Consider the following 20,629-nt stretch of genomic DNA (forward strand, 5'->3'; position numbering starts at 1 on the left):
TACTTGCGTCTTGTCGTCCGCGCCGCGTTGCCGATGTCGTTCAACGATGAGACGCAAGTATGCGTCTCTACACCGCTACCCAAGGTATTATTCCAAACGCGCGACGCCCCACCTACCCCACGGATTCCCACGGCCGCTGAGTAAGTTATCTATAGTAGGAGCTATAACTAGGCCCGGCTGCTTCCCTAAATATACAGCCGTACCCAAGCCCCCACTAGTAGGAACGCCACGCGTTATGCGGAATATTATCTGTTGATTATCAATACTTTATGGTTTTATTTTGACCGTTTGCCATGGTCAAAGTGATGATGCCGGATTGAGCGTCGTAATGAATATTTTTCACGGGTAGCATCTCTTTGTTCGTCCATTTCTCGCCCGATTTTTTCCAGAGCAGCAAGGTGCTGAATACAACGGGGTGGTGGTTGGGCGAGGTGGTGCCCACGGCATTGAGCACGGTGCTTTGGATGGCGGCCGGGTGCAGCCCCGTGGCGTCCACCACCTGCGTTTCCGACCACCCGCTGAGCGGCACCAGCGCCAGTTGGTAGGTACCGTTGTCGATGATGTGCGCCGTGTAGCTCCCTACCTTGCGCGTGCTGAGCCGGATGGTGCCCGCGAGTTTGGGTAGGGCGTAGTGCCCCAGGCGCAGGTCGGTGGCCGCGGGGCTCTGACTTACGTCTACCCGCAAAATGCCGTTGGGGAGGGGCATTTCGGCCAGGTGCAGCTGCACGTTTTTATCGGTTTCCAGCACGGCGTCGCGGTAATACACGCCATCCTCAAACTTCTTGAAAGTGTAGAGGCGCAGGGGCTCCCACTTGCCTTGCCGGTTTTTGAACACGTAGTTCATGGCTACTTCGCCGTTGGGGCCATCGGCCTGCCACGGAAAGGCGCTGTTGTAGCTCAGGCGGTTGTAGTTTTCGTCGCCGCGGTAGGGATCGGAGCTATCCTGGTGGCAGGGGGCGCGCAACTCAGCAGCGCCCGTGTTGGGGTAGTCGGTCAGGAGGATGTTGGGGCCGGGCTCAAACTTGTTGAACACCGTGCCTTTGGCTAGGGCCGGGGTAGCCCAGGCGCCTTCGTTTTCGGTGGCGGTCCAGAAAGGCGAGTCGGCGGGCACCAGCAGGCCCAGAAAAGCCTTGGCCATCCAATACACGCTGCCCCGGCAGCTATACGGCTGCACGGCTGGCTCGAAGGATCCGTAGAAGCCCAGCGTGGGCACGTTATCTTCTAGAAAATCGGGGTGTTGTAAAAATTGCAGCATAGCCCCCGAGGCAATGCGCCGCATCCAGCCGAAGTTGGTATCGGCGGCGGGGCGCAGGCCCATTAGCGGAAACGGCACCACCGCCGCAAAGCGGTACGTAATGCTGCGGCCCCACATAATCAGGTGCCCATCGCGCCCAAACTGGTAGGGGTAGGTGTCGCGCAACGGGGCGAAGTTCTCGTTGAGCTTCGCCGCAATTTCGGGGTAGTGCTGGCGGCCGTAGTACTCGCTCCACAGCCGGCCGTACATCTGAAACGCCCACATGCTGTAGTAGTCGTAGGTAGGCGCGTCGTTGTACCAGCCCTGGCCATCGTAGTGGGTCAGTTGCTTTTGCAGGTATTCTTCCAGCAGCTTTTTGTTGACCTGGTAGCCGCGACTCTCGAAAAAACTGAGGATGAAGATGTTGAAGTAGCGCCAGTTTTGGGGTACTGTGGGGCCGTCGCCGTAGCTGAGCATGGTAGCAGCCAGGGCATCTTTGGTAGCCTGGGGCAGCGGGTCCCACAGTACCTCGGGCGCAGCAAACAGGGCGACGCCCAGCCCCCCAAACTCCACCAGAATCTGGCTGGGGCCGCCGTTTTTGGCGCGGGGCTGAATGTAGCTGGGGCTTTTCGAATCGACGAGCAGCCCCAGCTGGTGGCGGTAGTAGTTGGCCACCTTCACGCCGTTGAGCGTGAGGTTAGGGTCTTCTTTCAGCAGCGGCGCGGCCATGAATAGTGTGCGACACAAGCCCTCCAGCTTCTCGGTGGGCACCTGGCCCTCGTTGCGGGGGTAGCTCTTGCCTGGCTCCTTCGGAAACTGCATGGGGTCGTCGAGCTTCTGCACATAGCTAAATGCGCCGCCGAGCAGGTAGCGGGCCGCATCCTGCCAGTGCCGACGTGTCATGCCGGTGAACGGGCTCAGGCGCTTGTCGGGCTGCTTCACCTCAAACGGCGGCAGCTTGGTAGGCGCCGGCGCCACATGCGTATCGAAGTAGGTAGGCGAGGCAGTTTGTGCCGTCCCAGGGGTAGGCGCTAGCCACCCGCCTACTCCTAGCAAGCCCACAAGGGCAGAGCGAAGGAGTGTAGCAGGAGAAGGTGTAAGCAAGAAGGAGCGTTGGGTGGAAATGGGCACGGATTAGTTGGTCTTGCGGGCTTCACCTTCCGGCTTCAGCACGTTCAGAATGGGTTTGTCGAGGCCGGTGAGCTGGTCTTGCTCAGGCTTCAGCAGCTCCAGCACTACCACGTCGTTGCGGCCTTTCTTCAGCCACTCGGCCGGCGCGTAGAGGGTTTGCTGAGGGCCGGTTTCCCAGTAGCGACCCAAGTGGTGGCCGTTCAGCCACACGCTACCCTTGCCCCACTGGCTCATGTCGAGGTAGGTGTCGGCGGGGGTAGCGAGCGTGAAGGAGCCGCGCCGCAGCACTGGCCCGTTGCCGGCAGAGGCGCGGCTGGCTTTGGTGGCCGGCACTTTTGTAATGTCATCAAACGGCAGCGGGAAATGTTGCCAGCCGGTCAGCTCCTGGCCCGCAAACGTCACCTGCTCCGTGATGCCCTTGCGGTTCTCCAAGAGGTAGGCGCCAAAGTTGATACGGCCCAGGTTTTCCACCAGAATGTCCAGCGTAACGGTGCCAGCGGGTAGGGTGATGGTGGCTTCCTGGTGCTCACCCTTGCGGCGGTCCAGCACGGCCACGCGCAGGCCGTTCACCAGCACCACGGCGTAGTCGCGCAGCTCGGTCAGGCTGAGCACACCCGTGCGGCCGCCCGGCACTTGGGTGCGGTAGAGCACAAAGCCGTAGGGCTGGTGCAGGTCCTCAAACGTCTGAGGCTTGGCACTGGCCACGGCCTTGGGTAGCACACTCAGCAGCGGGGTAGCCTGACTCAGACTAACAGCCGGAATGCGGGTAGTGGGTTTGGCGGCGGGCACCGCGGGCAGCTTGGTCCCGGCGGGCAAGTTCTTCTCTATCACCTGCCGAAAGGCCATGAACTTGGGGGTAGCATTGCCGGCCTCGTCCAGAGGCGCATCGTAGTCATAGCTGCTGATCTGGGGTTCGTAGCGCGTGCCCTCGCCCTTGTAGTTGGCGCCGTTCATGAAGCCGCGGGTAGTGCCCCCATGAAACATATACATGTTGATGCTCACGCCCGCCGCCAACACCGAGTCGAGGCGGCCGGCATACTGCGCGGCGGGCACCGTGTGGTGCGGTGCCCCCCACCAGTCGAACCACGCGGGGTACCACTCGGCAATGAGGTAGGGGCCTTTGCCCGCGTGGTTGTCACGCACTAGCTTCTTCACCTGGTCGGGCTTGTCGAGGCCGTTCACGGCGGGCAGCAGGCCGGGTAGGTGGCCTTTCGCCACGTCGGCGGCTGGGTCGCAGGTGTAGAGCAGCCCATCGAAGCCCGCTTCGCGGAACAGCTTTTGGTTCTGGGCTAGGTACTCCTTGTCGGCGCCGTAGGAGCCGTATTCGTTTTCCACCTGCACCATTAGCACTGGGCCGCCGTGGTTTACCTGGTAGGGGGCCAGCTGCTTGGCCACGGCGTTGAGGTAGCGCTTGTAGGCGGCCACGTACTGCGGCTCCTGGCTGCGCACCTTCAGGCCGGCCACGTTTTGCAGCCAGTAGGGGTAGCCGCCAAATTCCCACTCGGCGCACACGTAGGGGCTGGGCCGTAGCACCACCCACAGGCCCTCTTCCTGGGCCATCTTCACAAAGGCGGCCACATCATGGTTGCCGCTGAAATCGTACTTGCCAGGCTCGGGCTCGTGCACGTTCCAGAACACATAGGTGCCAATGGTGTTCAGGCCCATGGCCTTGGCCATGCGCATGCGCTGGCGCCAGGCCTCGCGCGGCACGCGGGGGTAGTGCATCTCCCCCGAAATCATCTGAAAGGGCTTGCCGTCGAGCAAAAAGTGCTCGTCGCCCAGCGCAAAGGTGTGCTTAGCGGCAGCGGTGGTAGGGGCAGTTTTCTTTGCAGGCTTGGTTTGCGCCTGCGTGGTGGTAGCAAGCGTGGTGAGGCTAAGGCCGCCCAGCAGCAGCGCCCGCACAATCATCTGGTTCAGCACGGCCTAGAGGGGTTTAGTAGAGGAGTTGTTGAAGAAATTGAGGTTCCACTGGTCCAGCCACCCAATGGTAGGCTGACCATCTTTGAACTGTACCGGCAGCCACAGGTAGCGACTGTCTTTCAGGTCTTTGGGGTTCCAACGGTCGGCCATGAAGATGAAGGCGTCTTTCTTGCCCGCCACCGGCAGCACGTAGGTCGACTGCCCGCCGAAGGTGAGCTTGGCGTTGGGGCCGGTCATGGGGTCGCCCAGGGGTTTCCAGGGGCCAAAGGGCCGGTCGGCTACATGCAGGGAGGCCTGGTTGGGGTCCCAGCCGGTGCAGCCCGAGGTGATGAGGTAGTATTTGCCGCCGGTTTTGAACAGGGCCGGCGCCTCCTGGTGCTTGCTAAAGAGCAGCGAGTCCTGGGGGGTAGCCGTCAGGTAGTCGGGCGAGAGGCGGGCCAGACGCAGGTCGTAGTTCTCGCGAGCCGAGTAGATGTGGTAGGCCGCGCCGTCGTCGTCCACAAACAAGCCCATATCGCGCGACATATTGCCGTTGGGCCGGAAGCTGCTCACGTACCGAAACGGGCCGGTGGGCTTGTCGGCTACGGCCACACCGGCGCGGGCGGCTTTGTAGCCCTGGCCCTTCAGCTCCAGGTGAAACCACATCACGTACTTGCCGGTCTTCTTATTATAGAGGACTTTGGGGCGCTCCATCAGGCAGCTGGCCGCAATGTCGCTCTGCGCATCTTGGCTGGGGGGTAGGGCCACGCCTTCATATTTCCAATTATAGAGGTCTTTGGAGCTGTACACGTTCACGCCTTCTTCCTGGTGCTGGGCGCGCTTCTCGCCGTACCAATAGTAGGTGTTCCCTACCTGCAACACGCCGCCGCCGTGGGCATTGATGCGGTTGCCATCGGTGTCGTACCACAGCTCGCCGGGGCGGAAGGCGGCGGTTTTCGCCTTCGGGACGTTGCCGGACGTAGCGGGGGCTTGTGCCAGGGTAGTACCCGTGCTCAGCCCCAACCCTACCACAAGAAAAAAGACTTTCTGCATACGCATAACACTATACGGCCGACTGCACCGGCAGTCGGCCGTCTACCGATGAAGGGTAAGGTTAGTAGCCTGTGTTCTGACGGAGAGTACCGTTGATGTTCCGGTCAATCTCCGACTGCGGGATAGGCAATAACAAGTTATTGGCTGTCAACCCCGTAACGGAGGCCCCATTCAGGCGGAGCGTGCGCTCTACCAGGGTGCCCGTACGGACCAGCGTAATACGGCGCTGCTCTTCTCCTATCAACTCGCGGGCGCGCTCGTCCAGAATAAAGTTGAGCGTGATATCCGAAGCCGTTACCTGGGCAGCTTTGGCACGGGTGCGCAACACATTAATGCTGGCTGCGGCATCGGCTAGCTTACCCTGCCGGAATTGGGCTTCTGCCAGCAGCAGGTAGGTTTCGCCCAGGCGCATCATGGTTATGTCCTTGATGGTGCCAAACCCAAAGGTGTCGGTGGGGTCAAACTGATTCCACTTGGTGGTATAGGGCGTGATGTAGAAAATGGTATCCGAGCCCGTCAGGCCCGTTACACGCTTACCGTACGTGGCAGTCTGCGAGGGGTCGTTGTAGTAGAAGCGACGCTTGAGATTATACTTCGAATTGCGCATATCGGCGCTTTCATCCTTGGGGTAGAGGCGGTAGTCGACCCAGTTGCTCAAGCGCAAACGTCCCAAGCCACGGCCACCCAGCGAGTCGGCCAGGGCCATACCCTTCACGTTGTAGTAGGCCGGCACCCACACACGGCGCTGCTGGGCGCTGGTTGTGGCACCGGGTACTAGCAGCTGCTGCTCAATACCCCAAATGAGCTCGGTGTTGCCTTGGTTGCGGCGCTGGTTACCGATAATAAACATATCGGAGAAGTAGTCGCCGGGCTGATTGGATTTCACCCCGTAGCGGGCCGTGATGAGCTTGTACTGACCACCGTCGATTACCTCTTTGAGCACCTGCTCGGCCAGCGCGTTCTGATTGGTGCGCAAATATACCTCCCCCAGCAGGTGCTGCGCTGCCCCCTTCGCAATACGCCCCGAAATCACGCGGCTGGCTGGCAATAGACTTGGAATAGCTGTTTTCAGATCGTTGATGATCAACTCATTGACTTCAGCAATAGGCGCGCGCGCAAAGTCGGTGCGGGCCGTTGTGACGGGTTCCGTTATTAGCGGCACATCGCCCCAGAGTGTTGCCAAGAAGTTGTAGGCGTAGGCACGGTAGAAGCGTGCTTCGGCGCTGATGCGGTCTTTGTAGCCCTGGCGGAGCGTAGCGGGCGCCGTAGCGGCTCCGGCAATAATCTGGTTGGCGTTGTTGATCATCCGATAGGCCTGGTTCCAGAATACGTTGGCTCCCTGGTCCTGCGAGGTCAGCTGCGTGTAGTTGTAGTAGGGCACTTCCACCCCCTGCACCTGTCCCGGAATGGCCACATCGGTGCCCACCTGCATCACGCTCAACAAGCCTTGTTCGTCGGAGCGGGTGTACTGCTCGCGTACAACGGACTGCAAACCGGCCATAGCCGCCTCAAAGCCCAGCGAGTCTACCAGTACTGTTTGGGGGGTGTATAAGGATTTTGGATCTTCATCCAAGTAGTCTTCGGCGCAGGAACTGAGCAGCTGCGTAGCGCCCAGCAAGCCAAAGCAAGCAACTATAATACGTTTCATATCAGAAGCTGTAAAAGACGGGTAGGGAAGATTAGCGCAGCGTCAGGTTGAGGCCGAACACGTAGGTAGCCACATTGGGGAAGTTGGGCGGCCCATTGCCGTCGGTGTTGCCCGTACCGTTGCCAAGCGTGTAGTTCTGCTCGGGGTCGTAGCCTACCCAGTCGGTCCAGGTATAGAGGTTGCGCCCGCTGATATAGGCCGATACTCCCCCCAGTTTGAGCCGCTCTACCAGGGCCGGAGCGAAGGTGTAGTTTAGTGTTATATCCTTGAGGCGGGTGAAGCTGGCATTGCTGGGGTAGCCGTAGCCGCGTGGGTTGAAATAGTTCAGCCCAGGGCGGTCCTGGCTCATGTTCTCGGGCGTCCAATAGCCTACTTCACGCGGGGTGTTCAGGCGCCCGCCCAGGTCCAGGAAGTTGAGCGTGGGGTTGTTTTTGAGTACGCCTTGCACCGTTTGGAAGAAAATGCGCAGGCTAAAGCCTTTGTAAGCAAAGGTGTTGGTAAGACCCGCCGAGTAGTCGGGCAGCGCAGTACCCAGGTACTGCCGGTCGAGGCTGGTGATGCGGCCGTCGCCGTTGAGGTCGGCAAATTTTAGGTCGCCGGGCTTGGCACCGGGGTCCAGCGCCGAGGGGTCTTCGCCTACCTGCCATACCCCTACCTTCTCATAGTCGTAGATAGCGCTCAGCGGCTTGCCAATGAAGCGGCGGTTGCCAATATCGTCGGTGCCATTGCCGTACAGATCCAGGATCTTGTTGCGGTTGCCGGAAATGTTGAAGTTGGTGCTCCAGTTGAAGCCGTTTTTGTCGATGTTAACGGAGGTCAGCGTCAGCTCAATGCCGCGGTTCTGCACGCGGCCAATGTTGTCCAGAATGGAGTTGTAGCCCGTTATAATCGGAATCTGGCGGGCCAGCAGCAGGTCTTTAGTTTTGGCATCGTAGTACTCCACCGTTCCCGACAGACGGTTGTTGAAGAAGCCAAAGTCCACCGCGTAGTTTACGCTGGAGGTTTGCTCCCACTTCAAGTTCGCGTTGCCAAGACCAATATTACCGATAGTGCCTGCCCGCAGGGAAGTAGAAGCTACCCCACCGTATGCATATTGCCCTAGCGCCAAGCCTGTGATGGTGCCGTACGCCGGAATTGCTTCATTGCCAGTTATACCATAAGAAAAGCGCAGTTTCAGGTTGCTGATTTTGTTGTTATTGCGCAGGAAGGCTTCGTTGGCAATATTCCAGCCCACCGCCACCGAGGGGAAGATGGCGTATTTATCGGCATTGACTCCGAATACAGATGAACCGTCGCGGCGGGCCGTGGCCGTAAACAGGTAGCGGCTGTCGTAGTTGTAGTTGATGCGTCCCATCTGCGACACCAACGCCCGCCGCTCGCTGTACGAGCTGATGGTGGGCGTGTTGGAACCCGAGCCAATGCTGTTGAACCCAATTTCATCGTTGATGAAACCGCTCGCGTTTTCGGTGGTGGTGAAGTACGTATTCTGCTGGGAGCTGTACAGCGCGGTTACATCAAAGTGGTGCTTGCCAATGTCTTTGTTGTAAATCAGCAGGTTCTCGATGGTGTAGTTCATCCGCTCATCATTGACAAGCTGGGCGCCACCGCGCAGGTTGCCAAAAGCCCGCCCTTCGTAGTAGGCGTAGCGGTAGGGCCGGTACGAGTAGGTAGCGTTCAGACGGTACTTCAGGCCATCCAGGAAGTTGGGTGCTACCTCGGCGTAGCCCGTGCCTGTGAGCTGGTTGACGCGGCTCTCGCGGGTAGTGGTAAGGCCTACCAATGGGTTCTTAATCAGCTGTTCTGGGGGCTGCGGGAAAACCGTGTAGGAACCATCGGGGTTGTAGATGGTACCGTATGGGCTCGCTACCTGGGCCAGGCTGAGGTCGGCGCGGCCGCCATCGTCGTTGTTGCTGGAAAAGAACGCCGACGTACCCACACGCAGCCAGGGCGTCAGGTTGGCGTCGATGTTGGTGCGCAGGCTGATGCGCTGGAACTGAAATCCTTTTACTACCCCCTTCTGCTTGAAATAGTCGCCCGACACGAAGTACTTCACGTCGTCCGTACCACCCGACACCGACAGGTTATGATCCTGAATCATGCCCTGCTGTGAAATCTCGTCGAACCAGTCTACCGTGCGGCCGGCTTCGTAGTTGGCCTGTTCGCCGAGGTTAGGCACTGGGGTTACGTTTAGCCCCCGCTGCCGGGCAAACTCCTGATATTTAGCGGAGTAAGCAGGGCCATCGAGCGGGCGCAGCCGGTTGTTCAGGTACTCGGGACCGATATAGCCGTTGTAGCGAATCTGCGGCTTGCCGGTTTTACCTCGCTTGGTAGAGATAAGAATAACCCCGTTGGAGCCCCGCGTACCGTAAATGGCCGTGGAAGAAGCATCTTTTAGAATCTCAATGCTGGCAATGTCATTGGGATTGATGTCGTTGAGGTTACCCGGAAACGGCACCCCGTCCACAATCAGATAGGGGTCGGCGTTGGCCGTGATAGAGCGCACCCCCCGAATCCGGATGCTCGGCTGGTTGCCCGGCACACTCGATCCACCCGTAATCTGCACACCTGCCACCGCCCCTTGCAGCGCCTGCGCCACGTTCGAGACCGGCAGCTTCTCCAACCGGTCCTGCGGCACCGATACCACCGAGCCCGTCACGTCGGAGCGCTTCTGGGTGCCGTAGCCTACCACCACCACTTCCTCCAAGGCCTTGGTATCCGTCACCATTCGCACATCAAACGTGGTGCGGCTGCCCAGCGGAAACTCCTGCGAGGTGAAGCCGATGGACGAAATCAACAATGTCCCCCCCTGGTTGGCAGTGGGTACCACCAGCGAAAAGCGGCCGTCGCCATCGGTGCCAGTCCCGATAGTGGTACCTTTCACTACTACCGTCGCGCCGGGTAGGGGCTGGCCCTGGTCGTCGGTTACGCGGCCGGTAATGGTCTGGTCGACGGGAGCTGCCGCTGCCGTTGTGGAGCGCTCGTATGCTCCGGGGTGGCTGTGCGCAGCAGGCGCAACGAGGGCTACTTGCAAGGGTACAAGCGTCCCGCATAAGAGTAACGGTTTTACTCTCATAGAAGTGAAGGAATTTTGCATCTGGAGAGGACCAGTGCAAGGTGGGAGATGTAGAATTTTTCCAAAAAGTCTTCTGTAGGTAGGCGTTGTTGTCGGGGCGGGGCAGAGGGAGGTTGTTGTTCAGTGCAGACCAACCTATCCGTTTGTGGGCGTCTTCTTAGTAGTAGGTAAGCGCTGCTTTCAGCAACTACCACCGCGGTGTTGGGAACTAGCCAAATGTAGAAGGAGCCCTAGAGGAGAGTAGGGGACAATTCAATCGAAAAAAGGGGTTAAATTGGTCATCCATTCTTCACACAATCGATTGATATATACAACCAATCAAAATAACCTTTTCACCATCAGGTATTTGCATCCTTATTTAGCTCTCTTACCGCTTTTCTTTTTCTTTCTGAATGGCTAACCGCAATCGTTTGCAAACTCACCTCCGAGACATTCTAGTATTCCCTTCTACCCCATTTTTTGCGGTCCTGAAGGAGGTATGTATCCGGTATATCTGGGGTGTTTTGCTGACGCTGGCTGGAGGCCACCAAGCACTGGCGCAGAGCGCGCCCAGTGCCTTTCGCTTCGAGCACCTGACCGTCAACGAAGGCCTTTCGCACAGCGACGGCATGGCCGTGACCCAGGACCGGGCCGGCTTTATCTGGGTAGGCACCAACCGCGGCCTCAACCGCTACGACGGCTACACCCTGAAGCAGTACTCGCTGCCCGTGAACCCGCACAACGGCATTTCCAGCAATCGGATTTCGGTGCTGCATGTGGGGGCCGGGGGCCGGCTATGGGTAGGCACCGAGCGGGCGGGTCTGAGTTTATATAATGCCGATCAGGACGACTTTTTTCGACTCGATGAGCAGCACATTCCGGCGGCATACCAGGCGCAGGCGCGGCTGCTGGCCCAGTCCGACGTCACGGCCCTGGTATCGGATACGCTGGGGCGTTTGTGGGTAGGCACCGGCCGCAACGGGCTGTTTGCACTGAGCTTCGACCGCCAAGGCCGGGTGCAGCGTCTGCAACAACTGCCGCCTACCCTACCCGGCCGGGCCGCTCTCACACGCATCACCAGCCTAGCCCTTGATGTCGAAGGCAAGCTGTGGGTGGGTAGCAGCAGCCACGGCCTGTCGGTTATTCGCACCACCCAACCCCTGCTAGATCTGCATGCTACGGAGCTGTCTACCAAACCGGTACGCGTCCTGCACCTCGACCACCACGGTGACCTATGGATAGGCACCGACCACCACGTGTACTGGGTGAGTGCCGCCAACCGCCGCACCGTGCGCGAGCTGGCAGCCCACCCCCTACCCCAGGAGTTGCCGCTGGTGCAGTCGGTTTACACCGATTCGTTTGAGCGGCTGTGGGTGGGCACCATCTACGGGCTGTATGTGTGGGAGGCCGGCAACCGCACGGCCGTGGCGCCCCCGCTGCGCGCCGCAGCCCCTACCCTGTTTATGCCTCAGGACGGGGAGCCGTTCAGCATCAACTCTGAGCGAATTCATCAGATTTTTGAAGACCAGCACCAAGTGATGTGGCTGTGCGCTTCGGCCGGCGGCCTCAACAAGGTAGACTTGCGCCAGAAGCCTTTTGGCAGCATCCGGCAGCAGCTCACGGGGCGGCTGGCCTTGTCCAACAACTACGTCAACGCTATTTTCAAGGAGGAAGCGCGCAACACGCTCTGGTTTGGCACCCGCAACGGGGTAGCCAGCTACGACCTGGCCCAACACACCTACCATAACTACCTCAACCAACAGAGCGGGGGCGCCCGCGGCATCGATGTCTCGGCGGTTTTCCAGGCCACCAACGGCACGTTCTGGTTTGGCACGCGCGGCCACGGCCTGGTCACGCTCAGCCGCGCCAACGGCCAGGAAAAGCTGACCACCTACGATAAACTGCCCGACGGCTCGCTGCTCAGCAACACGGCCATCGAGCGCATCACCCAGGACCAGCGTGGCACGGTATGGGTGGGTACGTTTTCGGCGGGCTTATACTGTTTCAGCCCCGAGGGGCAGTACTTGGCCACCTACAATACTTCCAACAGTACGCTGCCTACCAATCAGTTATCTTTTCTACTTTATGATGCCAAGCGCGACGTGCTGTGGGCCAGCACCCGCGACGCGGGCCTGCTGAAACTGCGTGCTACGCCTACCGCGGTGCGCCTGCTGCACCACTACCAATACGCGCCGGGTAAGCCCAACAGCCTGCGCGTAAACTACGTGTGGCCCTTGCTGCTCGACGAGCAAAATGCGCTCTGGATTGGTACCATTGGGGGCGGCTTGCACCAGCTGCGCACCGATGCCGCCGGGCACGAAACCATCCGGTCCTACTTCAGGCAGCTGCCGGAGGAGGATGTGGAGAGCATCCTGGCCGATGAGGCCGGCCACCTCTGGATTGGCGGCACGGGCCTCTACCGCTTCACGCCCGCCACCCGCCAGTACCTGCGCTATGACGTGGCCGACGGCTTGCAAAGCAACTCCTTCAAGATTGGCTCGGCGGCCCGCGCCCAGGATGGTACTCTATACTTTGGGGGCATCAACGGCATCAATTACTTCCAACCCTCTGATATTCAGGCCAACCCCTACGCGCCGGTGGTGCAGCTGACCGACCTACGCGTGACCAACCGCCCCGTGGCCGTGGGCGACACCCTGAATGGTCGCGTGCTGCTCCGGCAGGCACTATCGGTGCCGCAGACGGTGACTATCCGCAACGCCGAAAACGACTTTCTGGTGGAGTTTGTGGCCCTGAACTACGCCAATCCGCAGAAAAGCCGCTACGCCTACCGCCTGGTAGGCTACAATGAAGAATGGGTATACCCCGCACCAGGACAGCGCACGGCCAGCTTTGCCAACCTGCCCGCGGGCAATTATACGTTGGAGGTGAAGGCCAGCAATGGCGAGGGCGTGTGGTCGAAGCGCTATGCCACCATGCAGTTTGAGGTGCTGGCGCCCTGGTGGCGCACGTGGTGGGCCTACCTACTGTACGCGATGGCTGCGCTGGGCGCGGTAGCCTGGTTTCGGCGTGTGGAAATGGCCCAGCAACAGCTCAAAAATCGCCTGGTGCTGGAGCAGTTTCAGGCCGAAAAGGAGAAGGAGCTGACCGATTTGAAGTTGGGCTTCTTCACCAATATCTCCCACGAGTTGCGCACCCCGCTCACCCTGATTCTGGGGCCGATGGAGGAAATTATGCGCGCCGCCGGCCCCGTAGCCGACCTGCGCGGCAAGGTGCAACTCATGCATCGCCAAACGCGCAAGCTGCTGGAGCTGGTGAACCAACTACTCGATTTTCGTAAGGTGGAAACCGGCCACGTGCCCCTGCGCACCCAGCGCGCCGATGCCGTGCGCTTCCTCACCGACACCTACTCCGTTTTCCAACTGAAAGCCCAGGAGCGCAATGTGGCCTACCTCCTGGACGTGCCTGCCCAACCGGTGCCACTGTATTTCGACCGCAGCAAGCTGGAGATTATCCTGACCAACCTGCTGGCCAATGCCTTCAAATACACCCGCAACAAAGGCCGGGTAGAGCTGGCGGCTATGGTTATTGGCAATGCCCAAGGCGAAGCGCTCTACCACCAGGGGCAACTTACGGGTAATTACCTGAAAATTAACGTAACAGATACGGGTGTGGGCATTAAGGCCAGCGAGCTGGGACGTATTTTCGACCCTTACTACCAAGCCTCGCACACCGATACCCTGCGCATGACGGGCACGGGCATTGGCCTGTCGCTGGCGCGGCAGTTTGCCGAGCGCCACGGCGGGCAGCTCGTCGTGAGCAGCACCCAGGGGGTAGGCACCACCTTCGAGCTGCGCCTGCCGTTGGGCGCGCAGCATCTCAAGCCCGAAGATATTCAGTCAGAGGATGTTCAGTCAGAAGAAGATACACTTCCTACCTACATCGAGTCGGAAGGGTTGTTTGATGTGCTTGAAGTAGAGGAAGTGCCGGCCACCCTACCCACCACGCCGGCTGGGCCGCCGCGCTTGCTGGTGGTGGAAGACAACGACGAAGTACGCCAGTATCTGCAACAGCTTTTTGCGGCCGAGTATGACGTGCTGACGGCTACCGACGGCCTGGAGGGCTGGGACGAAGCCCTGCAACACCTCCCCGACCTGATTATTTCGGACGTGATGATGCCGCACTCCGATGGGCTGGAACTGTGCCAACGCGTGAAGCAGCATCCCAAAACCGCGCATATTCCGCTGCTGCTGCTCACAGCCCGCACCGCCGAAACCCATCAGCTAGAGGGCTTGGGCCTGGGCGCCGACGACTACATGAGCAAGCCCTTCAATCCTACCCTGCTGCTGGCCAAGGCAGAAGCCCTACTGCGCAACCGCCGCAAGCTGCACGAGTACTACCAACGTCACATCTTACTAGAGCCCACCGAAATAACCGTTCCCGACGCCGACCGCGAGTTTCTGGAAAACGCCATGCGCGTGGTGGAAGAACACCTTGAAGACGCCGAATTCAACGTGCAGGTGTTGGTGCGAAAGGTAGGCATGAGCCAGTCGGTGTTCTATCGGCGCATTAAGAGCATCACGGGCCAGACAGTGGTCGAGTTCATCCGCGACGTGCGCATGAAACGCGCCGCCCAGCTACTGGCCGGCACCACCATGCGCGTGTCGGAGGTGGCGTTTCAGGTGGGCATTGAGGACGCCAAGTACTTCCGCAAGATGTTTCAGAAGATCTACAGCGTGACGCCCTCCGAGTACGCCCGGCAGCATCGGCAGGGCAAGGAGGCAGCTTCTGTGGAGTAGGCCTATCGAATGGGGAGGCCGTCATGCTGAGCTTGCCGAAGCATCTCGCGTGCTGACGTCTGGATTACCGTTGTAACGTCAGCACGCGAGATGCTTCGGCAAGCTCAGCATGACGGCCTCTATTTGAACTGCTAGGCGAATATCTCCCCCCTAATCTGAGGATCCGCCCCCCTACCGTGTGCGGGCAGATGCCTACTATTGTGGATACATTCCCTACCCTACTCCTATGTCTCGTTCTTTCACTCTGCGCCGTTTGCTCACTGGCGGCCTGCTTCTCACGTTGGGCCTGCATCAAGTCAGCTACGCCCAGTCGACTGCTACCGTCGATAAAGCGCTGTTCAAGCCGAAGTTCATCAAGCAGCAATTGCTGAAGACGACCAAGTGGCAGTTGGCACATCCCAAGCACGCCCTCACCGACTGGACCAACGCGGCCTTCTACTCCGGTGTGTTTGCGGCTTACCAAACCACCAAAACCAAGTGGGTACTGGACTCGCTACTGGCCATGGGCAACCGCACGCAGTGGCAACCCGACAAGCGCTACGACCACGCCGACGACATTGCCATCTGCCAGACCTACCTGAACCTGTACCGCCTCAAGAAAGACCGGCAGATGATAGCGCCTACCCTGGCGGCCTTGGATAAGCTCTACACCACGCCCGGCCCCGAGGTGCAGCGGCACGGCATTACGTGGTGGTGGTGCGATGCGCTGTTTATGGGTCCGCCCGTGCTGGTGAAGGCCGCCCTCATCGACAATCAGCCCAAGTACCTCGCCTTCAACGACACCTTATATAAGCAGACCTACCGCCGGCTCTACAACCAGCAGCAGCACCTGTTCACCCGCGACGCTTCCTACCTCTGGAATGAGGCCGGCGAGGGCAAGAAGGAAAGCAACGGCCAGCCTATTTTCTGGAGCCGCGGCAATGGCTGGGTGATGGGCGGCCTGGTGCAAATCCTGCAAGAGCTGCCGAAGGACCACCCCACGCGGCCGTTCTACCTGAACCTGTATAAGGAGATGAGCGCCCGCCTCATCGAGCTGCAACAGCCCGACGGCCTGTGGCGCGCCAGCCTCCTTGACCCCGGCGCCTACCCCGGCGGCGAGGCTTCGGGCTCGGGCTTCGATTGCTACGCGCTGGCTTGGGGCATCAACCAGGGCCTGCTCGACCAAGCCACCTACCTGCCCCACGTACAGCAAGCATGGGCTGCGCTGAACCGGTGCGTGTCGCAAGAAGGCCGTGTAGGCTGGGTGCAGCCCATCGGCGCCGACCCGCGCCGCGACTTCTCGGCCGAGAGCTGGGAAGTGTACGGCACCGGCGCGTTTCTGCTGGCTGGTTCCGAAGTTATCAAGCTGAAGTAGTCCGGCTGCTTCGTTTCACTCTTCTTTATTGTATGGAAAGACGCACCTTCGTTGCGCAGTCAGCCGCGGCTTTATCGGCACTGGCCCTACCGGGTGCCAGCCTGGCGAGCGGCGCCCTGCCCCTACCCGCCCCCGCCAAAACCACCGACCGCGAGTACTGGCTCAGCACTTTGCTGAAGGTAGTAGACCCCGTATTGACCAACGCCGCCCAAGGGCAACTGAAGGCCCAGATGCCCGTAGAATCTGCCCCCGGCCAGGAGGCGGGCCGCCGCAGTGTCACCTACCTCGAAGCCCTGGGCCGCACGCTTACGGGGCTTGCGCCCTGGCTGGAGCTACAAGCGGTGCCCGCTAACGAGCTGGCTCGGCAGCAGCGCTACCGGGAGCTGGCCCGCCAGGCCATTGCCCAGGGCGTGAACCCCCAGTCGCCGGGCTTCCTGAACTTTACGGAGGGCGGGCAGCCGGTGGTAGACGCCGCCTTTCTGGCGCACGCCATGCTGCGCGCCCCTACCCAGCTCTGGACCCAGCTACCCGACACCACCAAAACGCAGCTGGTAACGGCTCTGCAAAGCAGCCGCGTCATCAAACCATATTACAGCAACTGGCTGCTGTTCAGTGCTATCATTGAATCGGCCTTGCTGAAGTTTACGGGTGTGGGCGACCTCATGCGCATGGACTACGCCATCAAGGAACACCTGACCTGGTACAAAGGCGACGGCACCTACGGCGACGGCCCCGACTACCACTGGGACTACTATAATAGCTATGTGATTCAGCCCATGCTGCTGGATGTAGTAGGCACATTGGTTGTGGCCGGCAAGGAGCGCAAGGAGTTGCTGGAAACTTTGCGCAGCCGCGCCCGGCGCTACGCTCAGGTGCAGGAGCGTCTGATTTGCGCCGATGGGTCGTTTGCGGCCTTTGGCCGCTCCCTGGCTTACCGTTGCGGGGCGTTTCAGCATCTGGCGCAGGTTTCGTTGCAGCAGTTGTTGCCCGAGGAGCTGCCGGCCGGGCAGGTGCGGAGCGCCCTCACGGCCGTCATTCGGCGCACCATGGACCCCAAAGGCACCTTTGATAGCAAGGGCTGGCTGCAAATCGGGCTGTGTGGGCATCAGCCGGGCATTGGCGAGGTCTATATCTCTACGGGCAGCCTCTACCTATGTACCGCGGCCTTCCTACCCCTGGGCCTACCCAGTACCGACACTTTTTGGGCAGCCCCGGCGCAAGACTGGACCGCCAAAAAAATCTGGTCGGGGCAGGATGTCAAGACCGACCACGCGCTGTAAAGTCCCGCATTTCCTACCCTACCCCGACAGCCCAGGACAGTGGACCAATCCGCGTCTTTTATCTTGTTGGCTCACACTCACCTTTTGCTTATGACTTCTTCTTTCGATTTGACGGGCAAGCTGGCCCTCGTAACGGGCTGCAACCGCGGCATTGGGCAGGCCATGGCGATTGGTCTGGCCGAGGCCGGCGCCGATATCATCGGCGTGTCATCGTCGCTGGCGCTGAGCGGCTCCGACACCGAGCGCCAGGTGCAGGCGCTGGGTCGGCAGTTTCACGCCTACCAGGCCGATTTCAGCCAGCGCCCGGCCGTAGATGCCTTTCTTGCCCAAGTGCAGCAGGATTTTCCGCAGATTGATATTCTGATCAATAACGCCGGCACCATCAAGCGCGCACCCGCCGCCGAGCACTCGGATGAGCTGTGGGACGAGGTGCTGGCCATCAACCTGGACGCGCCTTTCCGGCTGGCCCGCGCCATTGGCGGGCAAATGCTAGAGCGCGGCTCCGGTAAAATCATCTTCACAGCCTCGCTGCTCACATTTCAGGGCGGCATCAACGTGCCCGGCTACGCAGCCAGCAAGGGCGCTATTGGCTCCGTGGTGAAAGCGCTGGCCAACGAATGGGCCGGCCGGGGCGTAAACGTGAATGCCATTGCGCCCGGCTACATCGCCACCGACAACACCGAGGCCCTGCGCAACGACCCCGACCGCTCGGCCAGCATTCTGAGCCGGATTCCGGCCAGCCGCTGGGGTACCCCCGACGACTTCAAAGGCCCCACGGTCTTCCTGGCGTCGTCCGCCGCCGACTACGTGCACGGCACCATCCTCACCGTCGACGGCGGCTGGATGGGTAGGTAATGTACTGATGAGTTGATTGATGTGCTGAATGTGTAGGCGTGTGTCATCCTGACGTATGTCATCCTGAGCGGAGCGAAGGAACTTCTCACGTGAGGACGAGTCGTTGTTGCGCAAGTCGTTCTGCCGTGATAAGGTCCTTCGCAAGCTCAGGATGACAGTGCCTCCACAATCAGCACATCAACAATCAACTCATCATCACACCAAAAATCAACACACTAAAACACATCAAACACCTACCATGATTCAACGATATGCTATCGGGCCGCGCGAAACGGCTATGATGAACACGGCCGAGCTACGCGAGAACTTCCTGCTGGAAAACTTGTTCGTAGCCGGTGATATTCAACTGATATACACGCACTACGACCGCATGGTGGTAGGCGGCGTGGTGCCCACCGGCGATGCCATTCCCCTACCCTGCCCCGATAACCTGAAGGCCGATTTCTTCCTGCAACGCCGCGAGTTGGGCATTCTCAACATCGGCCAACCCGGCACCGTGACCGTAGACGGCACCACCCACGAGCTGGGCCGTCAGGACTGCCTGTACGTGGGCAAGGACGCCAAAGAGGTAGTCTTTGCCAGCGCCGACCCGTCGAAGCCAGCCCGGTACTACCTGCTCTCTACGCCGGCCCACGCCACCTACCCTACTGCGCGCCTCACGCAGGCCGAGGCTACCCCCGTCACACTGGGCACCATGGAAGCCGCCAACCAGCGCACCATCTACAAGTACATCTACAACGAAGGCCTGCCTAGCTGCCAGCTGGTGATGGGCCTTACGCAGCTGCACCCCGGCTCGGTGTGGAACACCATGCCCGCCCACACCCACGACCGGCGCATGGAGGCCTACCTCTACTTCGACCTCCCGGAAGGCCAGCGGGTATTGCACCTGATGGGCCACCCCCAGGAAACCCGCCACCTGTGGGTAGCCGAGGGTCAGGCCATTCTGTCGCCGCCGTGGTCGATTCACTCGGGCTGCGGCACGGCCGGCTACACATTTATCTGGGGTATGGGTGGTGAAAACCAGGAGTATACCGATATGGATCCTGCTCCCATCGACCAACTGCGCTAGCCTGTTTCCTACCCTTTTGACTTGTCGATGAAACCGTTACCGCTTGCCCTACCCCTGGCCGCGCTGCTGTTTGCGGGCGCGGCCCCGGCGCCCCGCCCGGCTGCTACCATCACGGTGCGCAACGCCCTGAACCTGGCCCGCCGCGCCGAAACCATCAGCCTACCGCTAAGCAAGCTGCCGGCCGCCGCCCGCCAGTTGGACCCAGCCGACTTGCGCGTGCGCGACGCAGCCAGCAAATCCTTGCTGATCAGCCAGTTGGTAGACAACGACGCCGACGGCAAACCCGACGAGCTGCTGTTTCAGACGGATATGGGGGCCAGGGCAAGTAAGACGTTTATGGTGGAGCCGGCCGCGGCGGGGCCGGTCCCAACTACCCCCGATGTCACGTTTGCACGCTTCGTGCCGGAACGCACCGACGACTTTGCCTGGGAAAACGACCGGGTAGCATTCCGCACCTACGGCCCCAATGCCCAGGAGCTGGCCGAGAAGAAGGACCCCAACGGCACGCTCAGCAGCGGCATGGACTGCTGGCTGAAGCGCGTATCCTACCCCATCATCGACAAGTGGTATGGCCGCCACGTGCACGAAAAACCTTTCGCCTACCACACCGACATCGGCGAGGGCTACGACCCCTACCACGTGGGCAGCAGCCGCGGCGTGGGTGGCACCGGCGTGCTACTGGATGGGAAGTTGTTCGTATCCAAGAACTTCACCAAGTATAAGGTGCTGGCCACCGGGCCTATCCGCACGGTGTTCGAGCTGACGTATGCGCCCTACCCGGCTGGCAGCCTGTCGGTCACGGAAACCAAGCGCATTTCGCTGGACCGAGGCAGCAACCTGACGCGCTTCGAGGAGCATATTTCGGCCGGCCAGCCGCTGCCCAACTGCACCGTCGGCCTCACGCTGCACGAGCAAAAAGGCGAAGTAAAGGCTGACCCCAAAGCCGGCTGGTGCCGCTACTGGGAAAAGGTAGACGACTCCTACCTGGGTACCGGCGTGGTAGTAGCCCCGCGCTACCTCACGGACTACCAAGAGCACCGCAGCGAGCAGAAAGACCAGAGCCAGCTCTACATGGTCACGCAGCCGCAGCAAGATGTGGTGGTGTTCTATGCCGGTTTTGGGTGGCAGAAAAGCGGGCAGTTTGCTTCTGCCGATGCTTGGGATACTTACTTAGCGGAGTTTGCCCAGCGTATCAGCTCGCCGTTGGTAGTGAGTTGGAAATAATCCATCTGTCATCCTGAGCAGAGCGAAGGACCTTCTCACGCGTGAACGAGTCGTTGTTATGACCGTCGTTCAC

Annotated in this window: 11 protein-coding genes; 6 read left to right on the top strand and 5 right to left on the bottom strand. The window is 60.3% G+C overall.

Annotated elements, in window-relative coordinates:
* Nucleotides 1–259: 259 nt before the first annotated feature.
* The 5 genes from KYK14_RS09695 to KYK14_RS09715 all read right to left on the bottom strand — a co-directional run bounded on the left by KYK14_RS09695 (nt 260) and on the right by KYK14_RS09715 (nt 10,038).
* Nucleotides 260–2,365 carry a DUF2264 domain-containing protein gene (locus KYK14_RS09695; protein ID WP_219158665.1) on the bottom strand — a complete coding sequence of 702 codons (2,106 nt, stop codon included), beginning with the start codon at nt 2,363–2,365 and terminating at the stop codon, nt 260–262.
* Between the two features lie 3 nt (nt 2,366–2,368).
* Nucleotides 2,369–4,285: a glycoside hydrolase family 35 protein gene (locus KYK14_RS09700; protein WP_219158666.1), complete on the bottom strand. Its 1,917-nt coding sequence runs from the start codon at nt 4,283–4,285 to the stop codon at nt 2,369–2,371.
* Nucleotides 4,286–4,288: 3 nt separating this feature from the next.
* Nucleotides 4,289–5,317, bottom strand: a complete 1,029-nt coding sequence (locus KYK14_RS09705) for a glycoside hydrolase family 43 protein (protein WP_219158667.1) — start codon at nt 5,315–5,317, stop codon at nt 4,289–4,291.
* A 61-nt stretch (nt 5,318–5,378) separates the two neighbouring features.
* Nucleotides 5,379–6,965, bottom strand: a complete 1,587-nt coding sequence (locus tag KYK14_RS09710) for a RagB/SusD family nutrient uptake outer membrane protein (protein ID WP_208306810.1) — start codon at nt 6,963–6,965, stop codon at nt 5,379–5,381.
* 31 nt (nt 6,966–6,996) lie between these two features.
* Nucleotides 6,997–10,038: a SusC/RagA family TonB-linked outer membrane protein gene (locus tag KYK14_RS09715; RefSeq protein ID WP_219158668.1), complete on the bottom strand. Its 3,042-nt coding sequence runs from the start codon at nt 10,036–10,038 to the stop codon at nt 6,997–6,999.
* 503 nt (nt 10,039–10,541) lie between these two features.
* On the opposite strand from KYK14_RS09715, the gene KYK14_RS09720 reads away from it, so the two are divergent.
* The 6 genes from KYK14_RS09720 (at nt 10,542) to KYK14_RS09745 (ending at nt 20,556) form a co-directional block, all read left to right on the top strand.
* Nucleotides 10,542–14,774 carry a hybrid sensor histidine kinase/response regulator transcription factor gene (locus tag KYK14_RS09720; protein ID WP_219158669.1) on the top strand — a complete coding sequence of 1,411 codons (4,233 nt, stop codon included), beginning with the start codon at nt 10,542–10,544 and terminating at the stop codon, nt 14,772–14,774.
* A gap of 226 nt (nt 14,775–15,000) precedes the next feature.
* The gene (locus KYK14_RS09725; protein WP_219158670.1) at nt 15,001–16,128 is read left to right on the top strand and encodes a glycoside hydrolase family 88/105 protein; all 1,128 of its coding nucleotides are present in this window, start codon (nt 15,001–15,003) and stop codon (nt 16,126–16,128) included.
* Nucleotides 16,129–16,160: 32 nt separating this feature from the next.
* The gene (locus KYK14_RS09730; protein WP_219158671.1) at nt 16,161–17,408 is read left to right on the top strand and encodes a DUF2264 domain-containing protein; all 1,248 of its coding nucleotides are present in this window, start codon (nt 16,161–16,163) and stop codon (nt 17,406–17,408) included.
* Nucleotides 17,409–17,498: 90 nt separating this feature from the next.
* On the top strand, nt 17,499–18,263 hold the full coding sequence (gene kduD, locus KYK14_RS09735) for a 2-dehydro-3-deoxy-D-gluconate 5-dehydrogenase KduD (protein WP_219158672.1): 765 nt from the start codon (nt 17,499–17,501) through the stop codon (nt 18,261–18,263).
* 238 nt (nt 18,264–18,501) lie between these two features.
* Nucleotides 18,502–19,332, top strand: coding sequence for a 5-dehydro-4-deoxy-D-glucuronate isomerase (kduI, locus tag KYK14_RS09740; RefSeq protein ID WP_219158673.1), 831 nt, complete (start codon nt 18,502–18,504; stop codon nt 19,330–19,332).
* 27 nt (nt 19,333–19,359) lie between these two features.
* Nucleotides 19,360–20,556 carry a DUF4861 domain-containing protein gene (locus KYK14_RS09745; protein ID WP_219158674.1) on the top strand — a complete coding sequence of 399 codons (1,197 nt, stop codon included), beginning with the start codon at nt 19,360–19,362 and terminating at the stop codon, nt 20,554–20,556.
* Nucleotides 20,557–20,629: the final 73 nt, after the last annotated feature.

Origin of the sequence: Hymenobacter profundi, assembly GCF_019334315.1 — a bacterium.
Lineage (GTDB): Bacteria > Bacteroidota > Bacteroidia > Cytophagales > Hymenobacteraceae > Hymenobacter > Hymenobacter profundi.